The sequence below is a fragment of the Sphaerotilus montanus genome, assembly GCF_013410775.1.
GTDB lineage: Bacteria > Pseudomonadota > Gammaproteobacteria > Burkholderiales > Burkholderiaceae_C > Sphaerotilus > Sphaerotilus montanus.
Genome location: NZ_JACCFH010000001.1, coordinates 3317748 through 3333472 on the forward strand (window position 1 = coordinate 3317748; position 15725 = coordinate 3333472).

General features: G+C 70.8%; 14 protein-coding genes. 9 read left to right on the forward strand and 5 right to left on the reverse strand.

Annotated elements, in window-relative coordinates:
* Positions 1 to 35 precede the first annotated feature (35 nt).
* Positions 36 to 398 carry a hypothetical protein gene (locus BDD16_RS15185; RefSeq protein WP_179634721.1) on the reverse strand — a complete coding sequence of 121 codons (363 nt, stop codon included), beginning with the start codon at positions 396 to 398 and terminating at the stop codon, positions 36 to 38.
* A gap of 465 nt (positions 399 to 863) precedes the next feature.
* On the opposite strand from BDD16_RS15185, the gene BDD16_RS15190 reads away from it, so the two are divergent.
* From BDD16_RS15190 to BDD16_RS15220, 7 genes are all read left to right on the forward strand, one after another.
* Complete coding sequence (locus tag BDD16_RS15190) at positions 864 to 1655, forward strand: 5-oxoprolinase subunit B family protein (RefSeq protein ID WP_179634722.1); 792 nt, start codon at positions 864 to 866, stop codon at positions 1653 to 1655.
* Positions 1640 to 2680 carry a 5-oxoprolinase subunit C family protein gene (locus tag BDD16_RS15195; protein ID WP_179634723.1) on the forward strand — a complete coding sequence of 347 codons (1041 nt, stop codon included), beginning with the start codon at positions 1640 to 1642 and terminating at the stop codon, positions 2678 to 2680. Before BDD16_RS15190 ends, BDD16_RS15195 begins: the two co-directional genes overlap by 16 nt.
* Before the next feature lie 39 nt (positions 2681 to 2719).
* A complete protein-coding gene (locus tag BDD16_RS15200) occupies positions 2720 to 3490 on the forward strand; it encodes a LamB/YcsF family protein (RefSeq protein WP_179636176.1) in 771 nt (256 codons plus the stop codon).
* Positions 3491 to 3663: 173 nt separating this feature from the next.
* Positions 3664 to 4797, forward strand: coding sequence for a substrate-binding domain-containing protein (locus BDD16_RS15205; protein WP_179634724.1), 1134 nt, complete (start codon positions 3664 to 3666; stop codon positions 4795 to 4797).
* On the forward strand, positions 4794 to 6470 hold the full coding sequence (locus tag BDD16_RS15210) for a vWA domain-containing protein (protein WP_179634725.1): 1677 nt from the start codon (positions 4794 to 4796) through the stop codon (positions 6468 to 6470). Before BDD16_RS15205 ends, BDD16_RS15210 begins: the two co-directional genes overlap by 4 nt.
* On the forward strand, positions 6467 to 7186 hold the full coding sequence (locus BDD16_RS15215; protein WP_179634726.1) for a hypothetical protein: 720 nt from the start codon (positions 6467 to 6469) through the stop codon (positions 7184 to 7186). Before BDD16_RS15210 ends, BDD16_RS15215 begins: the two co-directional genes overlap by 4 nt.
* Positions 7183 to 8379, forward strand: coding sequence for a toxic anion resistance protein (locus BDD16_RS15220; RefSeq protein WP_246332565.1), 1197 nt, complete (start codon positions 7183 to 7185; stop codon positions 8377 to 8379). The genes BDD16_RS15215 and BDD16_RS15220 overlap by 4 nt, the downstream gene beginning before the upstream one ends.
* A 6-nt stretch (positions 8380 to 8385) precedes the next feature.
* On the opposite strand, the gene BDD16_RS15225 is transcribed toward BDD16_RS15220, so the two are convergent.
* A complete protein-coding gene (locus BDD16_RS15225; protein ID WP_179634727.1) occupies positions 8386 to 8754 on the reverse strand; it encodes a tetratricopeptide repeat protein in 369 nt (122 codons plus the stop codon).
* A gap of 286 nt (positions 8755 to 9040) precedes the next feature.
* Between BDD16_RS15225 and BDD16_RS15230 the strand changes: the two genes are divergently transcribed.
* Both BDD16_RS15230 and BDD16_RS15235 read left to right on the forward strand, forming a co-directional pair.
* Positions 9041 to 9733 (forward strand): retropepsin-like aspartic protease family protein, encoded by a 693-nt coding sequence (locus tag BDD16_RS15230; protein WP_179634728.1) that lies wholly within the window; start codon positions 9041 to 9043, stop codon positions 9731 to 9733.
* 49 nt (positions 9734 to 9782) lie between these two features.
* Complete coding sequence (locus BDD16_RS15235; protein ID WP_179634729.1) at positions 9783 to 10397, forward strand: glutaredoxin family protein; 615 nt, start codon at positions 9783 to 9785, stop codon at positions 10395 to 10397.
* Here the strand turns inward: BDD16_RS15235 and BDD16_RS23330 are convergent.
* From BDD16_RS23330 to BDD16_RS15250, 3 genes are read right to left on the reverse strand one after another with little or no spacing between them, the layout of a single operon-like run.
* Positions 10377 to 11924, reverse strand: a complete 1548-nt coding sequence (locus BDD16_RS23330; protein WP_179634730.1) for a GGDEF domain-containing protein — start codon at positions 11922 to 11924, stop codon at positions 10377 to 10379. The genes BDD16_RS15235 and BDD16_RS23330 overlap by 21 nt on opposite strands.
* Complete coding sequence (locus BDD16_RS15245) at positions 11921 to 14830, reverse strand: cadherin domain-containing protein (protein ID WP_179634731.1); 2910 nt, start codon at positions 14828 to 14830, stop codon at positions 11921 to 11923. The genes BDD16_RS23330 and BDD16_RS15245 overlap by 4 nt, the downstream gene beginning before the upstream one ends.
* Positions 14827 to 15705, reverse strand: coding sequence for an efflux RND transporter periplasmic adaptor subunit (locus BDD16_RS15250; protein ID WP_180552347.1), 879 nt, complete (start codon positions 15703 to 15705; stop codon positions 14827 to 14829). Before BDD16_RS15250 ends, BDD16_RS15245 begins: the two co-directional genes overlap by 4 nt.
* Positions 15706 to 15725: the final 20 nt, after the last annotated feature.

Genomic DNA, 15725 nt, shown 5'->3' on the forward strand with positions numbered 1-15725 from the left:
TGGTGAGACGCCGGAAGGCGCCTCGACCTTGCGAATCAGCAGGGCGTGATGCCCGGGCCGCCGCGCTTGCACGGAGGCACCACGATGACCGGACGCGGCGGATGCGGGTGGATGGGCGGGCGCACGACAGGCGGACGACCGCGCGGACCGCGCCCGTCGCCATGCCAGTCACCATGACCGCCGTGCCCGTTCTGCGCGTGCTGGTCGTGCTTGGCCGGGCCCTTGTTGTCGTTGTGCTTTTGACCGCCGTTGTCGAACAGCGGTTGCTGCGGAACCGCTGGTGCCATGTGACGCGGTGCGACCGCCTGGGCCTGACAGGCCAGGAAGACTGCACCAATGGCGACCGCGGTGCGGATGAACTGTGCGGGCAGGTGCCGCGCGCTGCGTTGAATGGCCATGATCCACTCCTTCAATTTATTTGGAATTCCCCCGCTGTCGCAGCGGGTAAAAATGATTCTATGGCCGTTCGACGCTGATTGCAGGTCTGGTTCTTGGGGTATGGCTGATCCCCTTCGAAAGTATGGTGTATTGAAGATCTTTTCTCTGGTAAGGGTGTCTGCTGTTCATTTTGTAAAAAAAATGAACGAAGAAGATAGATTTTGACAAATGAAGAATGCAGAAGTGCTATTTGCGCATGATATTTTCAAATACCGCATTAAATCGGCGAGGAGCATATATTTACTTTCAGGCGAGTGTTCCTTGCTCTGTTTGATATATTTAATAAATATGAAATCAAGCAATGGCATGAGACAGGGTGTGCCGTTCGATGTGCTTACATGTTCGTGGAGTAAATGTCACAGGAATGTGGCGCCTGACGTGCCCGCCAGGGGTGCGTATGGAAAATCGCGCATGGAGGCGACGCTATGAACACTGGCCAGGAGAACCATCGCCCGCAGGCGAGCCTGTTGCCCCAGGGCGATGCGGCCTGGACGGTGGAGTTCGGTGCCGGGATCGATCCGGTGCTGCATGCGCGTGTGCTGGCGCTGGCCGAGCGGGTGCGCGCGCGGCGGGACGTGGAGCCCGTGCTGGCCAGCGTGCGCGACGTGGTGCCCACGTTCCGCTCGCTCACCGTGCTGTTCGATCCGTTGCACACCGATGCGGATGCGCTGGGTCGTCGGCTGCTGGACCTGAGCGCTGCAGGCGGGTCGTCCGTGCACGCGGGGCGCCGCTGGAGGCTGCCGGTGTGCTTCGCCGCCGAATATGCGCCGGACCTGGCTGCGCTGTCCGCCGCCTGCGGGCTGGCGGAGGCGGCGGTCGTGCAACGGCTCACCAGTACACCGTTCCGGGTCGGCATGATCGGGTTCATGCCCGGATTTCCCTACATGACCGGCCTGCCTCCCGCGCTGGCCCTGCCTCGGCTGGCGACGCCACGCAAGGCGGTGCCCGCGCGGTCGCTGGCGGTGGCCGGGGCGATGTGCTGTGTGTATCCCTGGGAGAGCCCGGGCGGCTGGCGGTTGCTCGGGCGCACGCCGCTGCCGCTCTTCGACCTGCAGCGGGCGGACGAGCCGGCCTGGCTGGCCGCGGGCGACGAGGTGCACTGGCAGGCGGTCGACCGCGCCACGCACGACCGGCTGGCGGCGGACTGGGCGCGGGGCTCCGGCTCGCGCGAGGCGTTTCTCGTGCCTGCCGAGGGGGTGCCGTGTCCGGTGGTCTGATCGAGATCGTGTCCGGCGGACCGGGTTGCACGGTGCAGGACCCCGGGCGCTTCGGACACCGCCACGAGGGCGTTGCGCAGGCTGGCTGGCTGGTGCCGCCCTGGGCCGACGCGGCCAACGCGCTGGTCGGCAATCCGGTGGACGCCGCGGGTCTGGAGTGGCGCGGACCGGGGCTGGTGCTGCTGGTCGTCCGCGGGCCGGTCCGGATGGCGGTCGCCGGCGCGGTGCGGGTCGAGGTGTCGCGGGGGGGCGGGCCGGTCCGGTCGCTGGGCGCCTGGTGCAGCGCGACGCTGGCCGAGGGCGATCGCCTGCACCTTGGTGCCGCAGCCGAGGGCTGGGCCTGTCTGGCGCTGGGCGGTGGCGTGCAGGTACCGCCGGTGCTGGGCAGCCGGTCCACCCATGTCCGCACGCGCTTCGGCGGACTGGACGGCCGCATGCTGGCGCCGGGCGACCGTCTGTCCTGTCTCCGGCGCGGGGATGTCGGCACGGGGGAGCACCGGGCGCCGGCGCCTCTGGCCCTGCCCACCGGGCCGATCCGCGTCCTCTGGGGGCCGCAGGACGACCACTTCACGGCACCGGCCCGCGCCCGGCTGCTCGACACCGACTGGCAGGTCACCGCCGAGCAGGACCGCATGGGGATGCGGCTGGCCGGCCCGCCGCTGGCGCATGCCCACGCGGCGGCGGCCGACATCGTCTCGGACGCCGTGGTGCCCGGTGCGGTCCAGGTGCCGGCGAACGGCCTGCCGGTCGTGCTGCTGGCCGATGGCCAGACGGTGGGCGGCTATCCGAAGATCGCCACGGTCATCCGGGCGGACCTGCCACGGCTGGCGCTGATGCCGGCCGGCCGCACGCTGCGCTTCGAGGCCGTGGACGCGCCGACCGCGCGCCAGGCGCTGCGGGCCACCCAGGCCGACTGGCAGGCCTGGGTGGCGTCGCTCGTGCCGCATCGACCGGCAGGCTGGCTGGACGAGGGCGCTCTTTACCATGACAACCTGGTCAGCGGCATGCTGCGTGCCGAACCCTGATCCTGAACCCGCTGGACGCTGGAGAGCGCTGTGCACCCCCTGGACAAGATCAACCTCAACGCCGATCTCGGCGAAAGCTTCGGCGCCTGGTCGATGGGCGACGACCCGGCCATGCTCGACGTGGTGGCCAGCGCGAACATCGCCTGTGGCTTCCATGCCGGTGACCCGCTGGTGATGCGCCAGACCGTGCGTGCGGCGCTGGCGCGCGGGGTCAGCCTCGGCGCGCACCCGTCGTTTCCCGATCTGCAGGGCTTTGGCCGGCGCCGCATGGACCTGTCGCCGCCGGAACTGGAGGCAGGGCTGGTCTACCAGATCGGCGCGTTGCAGGGCGTGGCGGCGGCGGAAGGGGGCCGGGTGACGCACGTGAAGCCCCATGGCGCGCTGAGCAACATGGCTTGCGCGGATGCGGCGCTGGCGGAAACCGTGGCGCGGGCGGTGCGGGCCTTGGACCGGGACCTGATCCTGCTGGCCCCGGCCCACTCGGCATTGGCCCGGGCTGGCGAGCGCGCTGGTCTGCGGGTGGCGCTGGAGGTGTTCGCGGACCGGGCGTACCAGGACGACGGCCAGCTCGTGCCGCGTTCGCAGCCCGGCGCGGTGCTGCATGGCGCCGAGGCCTGCTGGCCGCACGTGCAGCGGATGCTGGAGGCACGGGCGCTGGTCAGCGTCACCGGCCGGCATCTGCCGACCACGATCGACAGCGTCTGCGTGCATGGCGATGGCGCCGGGGCGGTGGCGACCGCGCGGGCGATCCGCGCCGGACTGGTGGCGGCAGGGATCGCGGTCGTGCCGCTGCCGCAACTGCCGGGCTGAACTGCCGGACGTCATCCTCGCGAATGCGAGGACCCACGCACGCCTCCCACAGCGTTGTGGATGACGACGCGCAGACCCTATGGGCTGCCCTCGGTAGAGAATTCCGCCGATCAGCGCTATCTTGGCGCAGCAGACTGCCATCCTTGGCAATCGATACACCCAGGAGCACCTTGATGGCCCTTTCACCCGGCAGGCGCGCCGCGATCACCGCGCTGGTCACGGCCGCGTTCGGCGGCGCGCTCTACTTCGCCCTGCGCGGCCAGCAGCAGGAGCAGGCCGCGCAGATCGAGCAGCAGGAAGTCGCCGCGGCCACCGTGCTGCGCGGCGTGATCTCGCTCGATGTCGAGGGCTATTTCAAGGATCCGCGGGTGCAGAAGGTGCTGGCGGCGCGGCGGCTGCCGGTCGAGGTGGTGCGGGTGGGCAGCCGCGAGATGGCGTCCCGGGTGGTGGCCGGATCGGCACCGGATTTCTTCTTCACCTCGGGCGTCGTCTCCGCCAACCAGATCGTCGAGGCGGCGCGCAAGGCGAACCTGCCCGCCGTCCAGGTCGCGCCGTTCAACTCCCCGCTGGTCATCGCCTCGTGGGAGCCGATCGCCAAGATCCTCGTCGCCAACGGGCTCGCCAAGGCCGTGTCACCCAAGGTCTACGGCGTCGACACCGAGCGGCTGACCAAGCTGATGCTCGCCCGCAAGCGCTGGAAGGACCTGCAGGACAGCAGCGGCTACGACGTCTCGCGCAGCGTGCTGGTCTCGACCACCGACCTGCGGCGCAGCAACTCCGGCGCGCTGTACCTGGCGCTGACCAGCGCGGCGCTGAACGGCGACGTGGTCACCGACCGCGCGACCGGCCAGAAGCTCGCGCTGCAGCTCACCGAACTCTTCAAGCGCCAGGGCTACCAGGAGAACTACGTCGACGGCAACTTCGACGACTACGTGTCCATCGGCATCGGCAAGACCCCGATGGCCTTCCTCTACGAATTCCAGATCGTGCGCCACGCGCTGCAGAAGAAGGGCATCGGTGCCGACATGGTCCTGATGTACCCGCAGCCGACCATCGTCAACAAGGAAGTCTTCGTCTCGCTGAACGAGCGGGCGAAGGCGCTGGGCGAGCTGCTGGCCAGTGACACCGAGCTGCAGGGCATCGCGGTCGAATACGGCTTCCGCATCGCCGACACGGAGCGCTTCGTGGCCGCCGTGAAGCCGACCGGGCTGGCGGTGGAGCCGCGGGTGACGCAGCTCGTCGATCCGCCGTCCCCCGAGGTCATGACCGAGATGATCGACACCGTTGCCAGGGAGATGACGCAATGAACCGCACGATGATGACGTTTCGCCGCCTGGCGGCCACGGCGCTGGTGCTGCTGGTGGCCGCTTGCGGCAAGAAGGCGGACGAGCCCGCGCCGATCGCAGCCTCCGCCCCGATACCCCAGGTCGCCGCCGCGCCCGAGTTCACCGTGCTCGCCACCAGCGACCTGCGCGACATCCAGCCGCTGGAGCAGATGGTGGACAAGGCCACCGGCGTGAAGCTGAAGTTCCGCTTCGGCGGCACGATGGAGAGCACGGAGGCGGTGCTGAACGGCGAGGCGAAGGCGGACGCGGCGTGGTTCGCGAACGCGCGCTACCTGCTGTCGAACCCGCAGGGGCAGGCGCGGGTGAAGCTGCAGGAGAAGATCATGCTGTCGCCGATCGCGATCGGCGTGAGCGAGTCGGACGCGCAGCGCCACGGCTGGGACAAGCCCGACCTGAAGCTGACCTGGAAGGACATCGCCGCCGCCGCCAAGGCCGGCAAGCTGAACTACGCGCTGTCCAACCCGGCCACGTCGAACCAGGGCTTCATGGCGCTGATGGGCGTGGTGGCCGCCGCCAGTGGCAAGGCGGAAGCGCTGTCGGCGGCGGACGTGGACCGCGGCGCTATCGCCGATTTCCTCAAGGGCTACAAGCTGCCGGGCGACAACTCGACCTACCTGTCCGAGCAGTTCATCCTGCAGCAGGGCACGCGCGTCAACGCCTTCATCAACTACGAGAGCTGGCTGCTGAGCCTGAACGCCAGCGGCAAGTTGCGCGAGAAGCTGCGGCTGATCTACCCCTTTGAGGGTGTGAGCACGGCGGACTACCCGTTCATGCTGCTCGACGAGGGCAAGCGCGCCGACTACCTGAAGGTGGTCGAGTACCTGAAGGGCGACGAGGCGCAGACGTGGCTCGCGCGTCAGACGCTGCGCCGGCCGATCAAGCAGGACGTGGCGGCGCGGGTCGACGACCTGTTGCCGAAGCAGGGCCTGCAGGTGGAACTGCCGTTCTCGCCAGACCGGGCATTGGCGGACGGCCTGATCGCCGCCTACCTGAACGAGTTCCGCACGCCGATCGCGAGCACCTTCGTGCTCGACACCAGCGGCAGCATGCAGGGCGAGCGCCGCCGCCAGCTCATCCAGGCCATCGACTACATCGCCGGCGCCGACACCTCGCTGACCGGCCGCATCGCCAAGCTGACCAACCGGGAGCGGATCTGGCTGCAGCCGTTTTCGGAGACACCTTACGGGCTGAAGGCGTTCGAGGTGCCGGCCGGCGCGGCGACGGCCAAGGGCGTGGCGGAACAGGCGGACAGTGACGCCAAGCGGCAGGTGCTGGCCGACGTGCGCGGCGCGGCGGACCAGTTGCAGATGCAGGGCGGTACGGCGGTGTACGACGCCGTGTTTGACGCACTCACCCACATGCTCGCCGAGCGCCAGAAGAACCCGAAGTTCCAGTATTCGGTCGTCGCCCTCACCGACGGCGAGAACAACAAGGGCCGCTCGCTGGAGGACTTCAAGCGCGACTACGCGGCGCTGCCCGAGGACGTGCGCGGCATCCCGGTGTTCTGGGTGCTGTTCGGCGAGGCCAACGAGGCGGCGCTGAAGGAACTCGCGCAGCTCACCGGCGGGCGCGTGTTCGACGCCCGCAAGACGCCGCTGTACAGCGTGTTCAAGGACATCCGGGCTTATCAATGAAGGTGCTGATGCGGTGGCTGGCCTCGCCAGCGAACTGGTGCGGGCTGGGGCTGGCGAGTGTCGTGCTCGGGTTGAAGGGCGCCGGGTTGCTTGGCACGCTGGGGCTCGGGATGGCGGTGGTCGGCTATGGCGCGGGGTTTGTGGTCGGCGGGCTGTGGTTCGGGTTTCCGTCGAACCGGGAACCGGCGTGGGAGGCGCTCGAATTCAGCGACGAAGGGGATACGCGCGAGGCGATGGAGCGTGCGCTGACCGGCGTGCGGCGGCTGGTCGATCAGAACCCGGGTCAGCGCATCCCGACGGCGCTGCGGACGCGGGTGCTGGCGCTGTGCCAGTCGCTGGACGCGCTGCTGACGCAGTGGGAAGGCTCGAAGGGCACGCTGTCGCTGCAGGACAGCTTCCACGCGCGCCACATCGCGATCCGCTACCTGCCCGAGATGCTCAACACCTACCTGTCGATCCCGGCCGAGTTTGCCGCCACGCAGCGGCTGGACAACGGCAAGACGGCGGTGGACACCTTCCAGGCCACGCTGGCTGAGCTGGAAGGGAAGGTTCGCCAGCTGCGCAGCGATCTGGCTGGACAGGACGCGCAGGCCTTCCTCGAACACTCCCGTTTCCTGAACCAGAAGTTCGCGCCGCAGGGGCTGGACGCTCCCGCGCTCAACCTCCCCCCGAATCCCTCGATTTCCCCGATCCCACGGAAGGACGCTTCGACATGAACCAACCCGCTACCCCGGCTTTCACGCTGACGCCACCCGAAGTGCTGGCCCCGGTGCCGGTCGAAGCCGCCCGCGAGGCGGTGCCGCTGCAGCCGGAACTGCGCAAGCAGGTCGACGACCAGGTGCTGCGCTTCATCGACGCGCTGGCGACCGAGGACATCCACTCCGACACCTTCAAGGCGCGGCTCGACAGCGCGTTTGCCTTGGGCAAGGAAGAGATCTCCAACGCGTCGAGCCTGATGCAGGGCCGCTTCATGCAGTCCAACTTCGTCGGCGTGGAAAGCAGCCCCGCCTACAAGGCGCTGCAGGACATCCGCGCCCAGCTCGACGACCTCAACCCCGGCAACGACGGCGACCTGATGCAGCCGCGCAAGCTGCTGGGCCTGATCCCGTTCGGCAACAAGCTGGAGGCGTATTTCCGCAAGTACCAGAGCGCCGCCGAGCAGCTCAAGACCTCGATGGGCCAGCTCTACGCCGCCCGCGACGACATGCAGAAGGACGTGATCGCCATCGAGTCCACCCGCGGCAAGCTGTGGGAGGCGATGACCAAGCTGGCCGCGGCCTCACGCTTCGCCACGCAACTGGACACCCAGCTCGACGAGCGTGTGCGTGCGCTGGAGCCGACCGACCCGCAGCGGGCGCAGGCGCTGCGGCAGGAGGTGCTGTTCTACGCCCGCCAGAACCTGCAGGACATCCAGACCCAGCAGGCGGTGTGCGTCAACGGCTACCTCGCGCTGGATGTGCTGAAGAAGACCGGCCGCGAGATGATCAATGGCTGCACCCGCGTGGCGACCACGGGCATGAGCGCGCTGGCGGTGGCGCAGACGGTGGCGCGCGCGACGGGCAACCAGATCCGGGTGATGGAGATGCTGCAGGGGGTGAACGCCACGATCGGCAACCTCATCAGCGAGACCGGCCGCCAGCTCAACCAGCACGTCGACCAGACTACCCAGTTCGCGCAGAACCCGATGCTCGGCATCGAGAAGATGAAGGAGATGTTCGACCAGACCTTCCAGGCCATGGACACGATGGACAACTTCCGCACCAAGGCGATCGAGGTGATGGGCCAGAACAACGCGATGATCCGGGACCAGCTGGCCCGGGCCGACAACTATGTCGATCGCACCCGCCAGCAGCAGGCGCGCGAGGCGGCGTCGGTGGGCTTGGCCACGGGAGGGCCGGTCAAGCTCTGAACCCGCTCAGGGGCGCGAGGTGGCCAGATGGACGGCAACGGGTGCACCAGACTGGGGCGCCTGGGTCACGAAAGCGAGGTTGTACTGCGCGCTTGCGAGCCCTTGTGCGATGGCCTTGCGGTAGCACTCGGCGGCCTGTGCCGGGTCTCGGGGAACGCCCTCTCCACGCTCATGCATCAGCCCGAGGCTGCGCTGGGCGCGGGCGTCGCCGCGGGCCGCCGCATCGGCAAATTCCTTGAGCGCCACGTCATGTCGGCCACGCTGGTAGGCCACCACTCCGTCGTCGTAGCCGGCCCAGGCCGTGCCCAGGGGAGCGCCAGCCAGCACGAGCACGCTGAGACATCGGCGCAGGGAGGAGGTGTTGAGGGTATGCATGACCGCCATCCTGATTGGTACTTTCCCGAGCTTCAAGGGCGCAATGCACAACCGTTGGAAACATGCCGGAAACATGGCTGTGATTTAACCCTTCGTTTCATTTTTGCGCGCAGTACCTTGGGATAGCCAGACATTGATGCCGTGAGCGTTCAGTGTCACGTCCATCTGCAGCGGTCCGAGGACCTCGACCTCGGGGCCGATGTGCCGCCCGAATGGCGCGCTTATTCCGGTCCTGCCCGGTCCTGCCCGGCCGTAGTCTGCGAACCAGCTTGTAACGGAGTGTTGGATGTCTGGTTCCTGGCCGATCGGTCGATTTCAGCGGGTCTGTGCCCGGGGTGGGGCTGCGGCGCTGGCGCTGGGCGCTCTGGCCGTGCCGGGGCCGGGCCGTGCTGCCGGTGCACCGACGGTCGTTCTGGCTGGCACGATGGGTGACAAGGTGGTGCTGGTCATCGACGGCCGCACCCGGGTCATGACGGTCGGCGAGACGGCCGATGGCCTGCGCGTGCAGCGTGGTGCGGCGGGCCAGTCGGTGGTGGTGGCGACCAGCGGTGGCGTGCAGCGGGAGCTGGTGGTGGGTGCCGCGCCGGTGACGGTCGGCGGGACAGCGGCCGGCGCGGCGCAGCGGCTGGTGCTGGAGGCCGGCAGCGATCGCCTGTTCCATGCCGGCGGAGAGATCAATGGCCAGGCGGTGCAGGGCGTGGTCGATACCGGTGCCTCGCTGGTCGTGCTGTCCACGCAACTGGCACGCCGGCTGGGTGTGGACTGGCAGGCCGGCACCTCCGCGCAGGTACAGACGGCGTCCGGGCGCAGTGCCGGGCGGCGCGTGCGGCTGGCGCAGGTCCGCCTCGGCCCGCTGCAGGCGCGCGATGTCGAGGCGGTGGTCATCGACAGCGACATGCCCTATGTGCTCTACGGCAACAGCTTCCTGCAGGGCTTCCGGCTGCAGTGGGAGCAGGGCCGCCTCTCGCTGACACCGTGACGCCGCTGGCGCTACCATGGGCCGGATCCAGGACACGAGGAGTGCAGCGATGACAACCCTGGCGACACGGTGCGGCGGCTGGCTGCTGCTCTGGCTGGCCGCTTCGGCCTCGGCGCAATACAAGGTGGTCGGCCCGGATGGCCGGATCACCTACACCGACCGCCCGCCCGCAGGCGCCGTGGCCCGCCCGCTGGGTGCGGCCAGCCCGTCGACGCCCGCCGCGGAATTGCCTTACACGCTGCGGCAGGCGGCCGCGCGTTACCCGGCCACGCTCTACGCCGCGCCGGACTGCGCGCCCTGCGACAGCGCGCGTGCGCTGCTGCGGCAACGTGGCATTCCCGTGCGCGAGTTCACCATCGAGCGCGCCGAGGACGTGGCCGAACTGCAGCGCCGCGAGGGCCGGATCGAGCTGCCCATCCTGCGCCTGGGCGCCCAGCGCCTGCAGGGCTTCGAGGCCGGGGACTGGCACGGCACGCTCGACGCCGCCGGCTACCCGCGCACCTCGCAGCTGCCGCCGACCTGGCGGGCCGCTGCGGCCCGGCCGCTGGTGCCGGTCGAGGTGGACAGGCCGGCTTCGCGCGAGGCGGATGCGTCGCCCCGGCGTCCGGCGGTGCCATTGCCCGCCCCGGTGCTGCCCGCGGCCTCAGGCAGTTTCCGGTTCTGACACGGGCCAGCGGCTGACGCGGTTGCGACCAGTGCGCTTGGCGTCGTAGAGCGCCTGGTCGGCCCGATCCACCAGCGCGGCCAGTCCGGCCAGCCCCGGCTCGAACAGCGCCATGCCGAAGCTGGACGTGACCCGCAGGCCGGCCACGGACTCGACCTGGCTGCCCGCGGTGTCCTCGATCTCGCGCCGCAGCCGCTCGGCCAGCATCAGCACGTCGGCCGCCTCGCGCTGCGGCAGCAGCAGGCAGAACTCCTCGCCGCCGTAGCGGCACACCAGATCCGTGCTGCGCACACCACCCGCGAGGATGGCCGCCACCGCCTTGATGACCTGGTCGCCGGTGGCGTGGCCGTGGCGGTCGTTGAACTGCTTGAAGTGGTCGATGTCGGCCATCACGCAGACGAGGCCCTCGCCGCGCTGGTCGGCCAGCTCGAACAGCCGGCTGGCCTGCTCGAAGAAGGCGCGCCGGTTCAGGCAACCCGTCATCGGGTCGCGGGTGGCGAGCCGGCCGAGTTCCTCGTTGCGCTCGCGCAGGGCCTGCTGCGAGGTCTGCAGCGCCCGGTTGAGCTGGTGCAGCGCACTGACGTCGCGCAGCCGCAGCATGCTGCCGCGCACCTGACCGCCGGGGTCGAGCACCGGCGTGCACTTCACCAGCACCTCGCGCACCTGCGCCGGGTCGTCCGCCGGGCCGATGCGCACCTCGCGTTCCTCGGAAGGGGCCGCCGTGCGCACCGCGCTGGTCCATGGGGCCTCGGCGGGCTCCGGCTCCTCGCCATCCAGCGCGCGGCACAGCCAGTCGAGCTGGGTGACCGGCTGGCCGATGGTCACCGCGCGCCGCGGCTGCTGCAGGGGCGCCAGGCGGCGGAAGGCCTCGTTGGCCATCATGACGCGGGCCTGCGGGTCGAGGATCACGATGCCTTCGTCGAGCACGTCGAAGGCGTCGCGCACCCGCTCCGGGATCACCTGGCCCGGGTCGAGGTGCTGCAGCACCCGGCGCAGGTAGAGCCAGATCGCCACCGAACTCAGCACCACGATGCCCAGCAGCGCCCGCACGACGGGTGCGGCCAGCACCTCGGCCAGCGAGGTCGGGTAGATCGGCCGGAAGGCGATTTCCAGCGTGCCCCAGGGCTGCGACTGCGCGTCGCGGATGGCCACGCGCACCTGCGTGAGCGTCGAGCGCTCGCCGGGTGGCAGGGTCCAGTGCGCCGCATGGTTGCCGATCAGTGTCGTGCGCGGGCGGCCCTGCTGCTGCAGCGCCACCGACAGCACCTCGCGGTCCTGTTCGGCCAGCTGCCGGATGGCCGCCTGCGGCAGGCGCCCGCCCTGCTCGATGCCTTGCGTGACCAGCAGCGCCAGCGCCGTGCTGGTGGTCTGGCGGGCGACGAGTTCGGTGCGCGCCCGGTCCGGGATCAGGCCGAACAGCACATCGAGCAGGAAGATCACCGCCAGGAAGATCGCCACCAGCCCCAGCGTCAGGCGCACCTCGACCCCCGGCCGCGGCCACCAGGCGGGCAGCGTGGCCCGGCTCACCGTGCGGCTCCCTGGCCCGGGGTTCCGGGCTTGCCTGTGGTGGTGTCGATGCCGTCGTCCTGGTCGCCGTCCTCGCTGGGCGCGTGGGGGCTGTCCCGGCCGAGCACCTCGGCGGCCGAGGCTTCCTCGTTCTGCGGGTCCTGCCCCGCTGCGCCAGCGTCGCCCGGCCGGATGCGCACCGGCAGCGGCGCCCGGGTCAGCACCGGCAGCGGATCGAAGAACTGCCAGGTCGGCACCGACACCAGCAGCGAGCCGGCCACGCCGCCCAGCCGCACCGTCCACCACACCAGCCCCGCGGTCAGCGCCAGCCCCGAGGCCTCGATCGGGTCGATGGCCGACTGCAGCTGCCCGGCGGCGTCCTGCAGGTCCGTGCGCAACTGGCCCAGGCCGTCGCCGGCCAGTGCCGGCAGCTCGACACCGTGCGACAGCACGTTCGGCAGTGCATACCCGGCCTGCAGCGCCGCGAGCGCCGTGTCGGGCAGCACCAGTGCCAGCAAGTCGGGAGGGGGAACCGGGTCGGTGGCATGCGCTGCGGCGCTGGAACCGGCGTACGCCGTGCGGCTGTGCGCGCTGAGCGCGGCGATGTCGGCTGAACTGTCGGCCTGGACCTGCGCCAGCCACTGCTCCGCCGTGACGGCGCGCACCTCGCGCGACAGCGGCAGCCGGTCGCCGGACAGCGCGGGCAGGTCCATGGACTGGCGTTGCATCTCCTCGGCATCCCGCACGGTCGGCCTGCTGACCGTGAGCAGCGGGGTCGGTTCCAGCGGTGGCATCTGCACCGTCGCCGGCGCTGGCGCTGGCGCAGGACCTGGCGCCGGTGCGGGGCTCCACTCCACGCCGACCGTGGTCCAGGCGCTGAAGGTGCTGCCGTCGCTGACACGCAACTGGACGGTGGGCGCCTGGTCCGCCGCGGTCGCGACGAAGCGGATCTGGCCGGACTGCAGCGCGTCCAGGCTGAACTGTGCGAGCGCGGTGCCCGGTGCGTTCACGGCCTCGAAGCGCCCGCCGGTGACCGTGCCGACCTCCACCCGCAGGGACGTGGTGCTGCCGTCCGGGTCCTGCGCGTTCAGCACGGCGGGGCCGAGTGTCAGCGGCTGGTCGCTCTGGATCTTCCAGGGCGCGAGCGTCAGCGCCGGCGGCTCGTTGACGTTGTCGATGAAGACCGTGAGGGTCTGCGGGGCGCTGCTCAGGACGCCATCGCGCACGGTGGCCGTGAGGACGACCGAGGCCCGCTGTTCGTGGTCGAGCGTGGCGGGGTCGACCACCCGGATGGTGCCGGTGGCCGCATCGACCGCCAGCGCGGGGCTGCCGGCGAGTGTCCAGCCGGACAGGGTGGTACCGGGGTCGGCGTCGGTGGCGCGCAGCGTGCCGACCACGGTGCCGGCCGGGCTGTTTTCCAGGACGTGCAGGGTCTGCGCGGCATCGACCACCGGGGCGCTGGGCACCACCTGCACCGGCACCGCGTTGCCGAACTCGGAGCTGTCGCCCCAGGGCCGGGCCGCCGTGGTGGCGGACTGCACGGTGGCGGTCGCCGACACCACCTGACCGGTCTGCAGCAGCACACCGGCCAGCGTGGCGTCGATGGGCGCGAGGCCGTTCGCGCCGACCGTCACGCGGGTGCTGCCGAGGAAGACCGCGCCTTCGCCGAAGCCGAGCGGATCGGCCTGGTCGCTGGCGAAGAACTCGATGCGCAGCGTCGTGCCGGCGGCTCCGGTCACGTCGCCGACCAGCCGCGTCACACCGGCCGCGCTCGTGGCGCTGCCCAGCACGGGGTAGTTCAGCAGGTTGTTGGGACCCCCATCGGTGTCGGCCTCGCGGTTGCCGCTGACGCCCTCGGCGCCGAGGTCGATGCCCAGCCCGGCGTTGTCGTGGACCGCGTTGCCGAGCACCGACACGCCCCCTGCGGTACCGACGATGGAGATGCCCGCGCCGGCCTTCTGCCAGGCGATCAGGTTGCCGGTGCCGGCGGTGGTGCCGCCGATCAGCACGTCGCGCGTGTTTTCCACGTAGATGCCGAACGCACCGTTGCCGACGGCGCGGGTGCCGCTCACGTCGGTGCCGATCAGGTTGCCCTGCACGGTGCTGCCGCTGGCGCCCGCCAGCAGGTAGACGCCCTCGTAGCCGTTGCCGCTGACCAGGTTGTGGACCACGGTCGCCGACGGGGCGTCGAGGTAGACCCCGACCGTGCGGTTGCCGAGCGCGGACTGGCCGAGTGCGTCGGTGCCGATGTAGTTGCCCTCGATGCGGGCGCCGACCGCGGCCGGGCCCGTCACCTGGACGCCGGCGTTGTTCCCGGACAGCAGGTTGCGGTCGGCCGCCGTCGGTCCGCCGACCAGGGCCTGGGCGGCGCTGATCTCGATGGCGTTGCTGCCATTGCCCGGTGCGGACTGGCCGGTGACGTCGGTGCCGATGCGCAGGCCCGCCAGCGTCACGCCATCGGCACCGGCGCGGACCTGGATGGCGGCCCCGCCGAACTGGCTGATGACCAGCCCGCGCACGAGGCTGCCGTCGCTGCCGTCGGCCAGCACCAGCGCCGAGGCGCTGCCGCCCGCGTCCGTGCCGACCAGCTCCACCACCGGCCGGCTCAGCGCCAGCGCGTCCGGCTCGCGGCTGGCGTCGAGCCAGACGGTGTCGGTGAGGATGGGCAGCGCCGAGCGCGGGGTGATGGTGTGGGCGCCGTCGACCAGCGGCGCCGGGAGGTCGAAGCGGATCGTGTCGGCGCCGGGGTGCAGGTTGGCCTGGGTGATGGCGTCGCGCAGCGAGCCGGTGCCGCTGTCGGCGGTGGTGCTGACGACGAAGGTGCTGCCGATGTCGCCCAGGCTGGCCAGCGCGGCGGTGTCGGCGGCGTACAGGATGCGCGGCTCCAGTTCCTCGTACTGCCAGCGGCGGCGGGGCGGGCGCGTCATGGTGTCTTCGTCCCGGCGGATCCCGCCGATCCGGCGACCGTGGCCAGACCCAGGTCCACCTGGCAGCGCGCGCCGGCCGGCACGGCGCGGTCGGCGTTGTCCATCGCCAGCCGGACCCGGAAGGTGTTGCTGGCCGCGTCGATCACCTGGTCGACCTGCGTGACCGTGGCCTCGCGCGCGGCCACGCCCGGCACGTCGGCCTTCACCGGGTGCCGGGCGCCGGCGCGCACCTGCCCGAACTGGCTGGCCGGCACGACCACCTCGACCCGCAGCCGCGCCACATCGGCCACGCGCAGCAGCGGCAGCAGCTCGACCCGCTCGCCGGGCTGCGCCATGCGGTCGACCACGACCCCATCGAAGGGGCTGCGCAGCGCCCGCTGGTGCAGTTGGGCCAGCGCCTGCGCTGATTCGGCCTGGTAGATGGCGCGCTGGTCCTCGGCCTGCTTCAGGCTTTGCGCCGCCACGGTCAGCTCGGTGCGGGCCTGGTCGAGGGCGATGTCGGAGATGAACTGCTCGGCGTGCAGCGATTCGGCGCGCTGGGTCTTCTGCCGCGCCAGCGACAGCGTGGCCTGGGCGGCGCTGACGGCGGCCTGTGCCCGGGCCCGGGCTTCGGCGGTGCGGACCGAGGCCCGCTCGCCGGCCGCGTGCAGCACCGCCAGCGGCTGGCCCTGGCGCACGCTGTCGCCGCGGTCGACCAGCATGCGCTCGACCACGCCCGCCACCGGGGTGCCGATCTCGGCCACCCGGGCCGGCGTGATCAGGCAACCCAGCGTGAGCGCGGACGCGCAGGCGGGCAGCAGCAGCCAGAGCGACAGGCCGAGCAGCAGGGCGGGGCGGGGCGGGTGGCGGTCGCAGGGCATGGGTCGTGGTGTCATCGGACAGGGGTGGAGGGAGG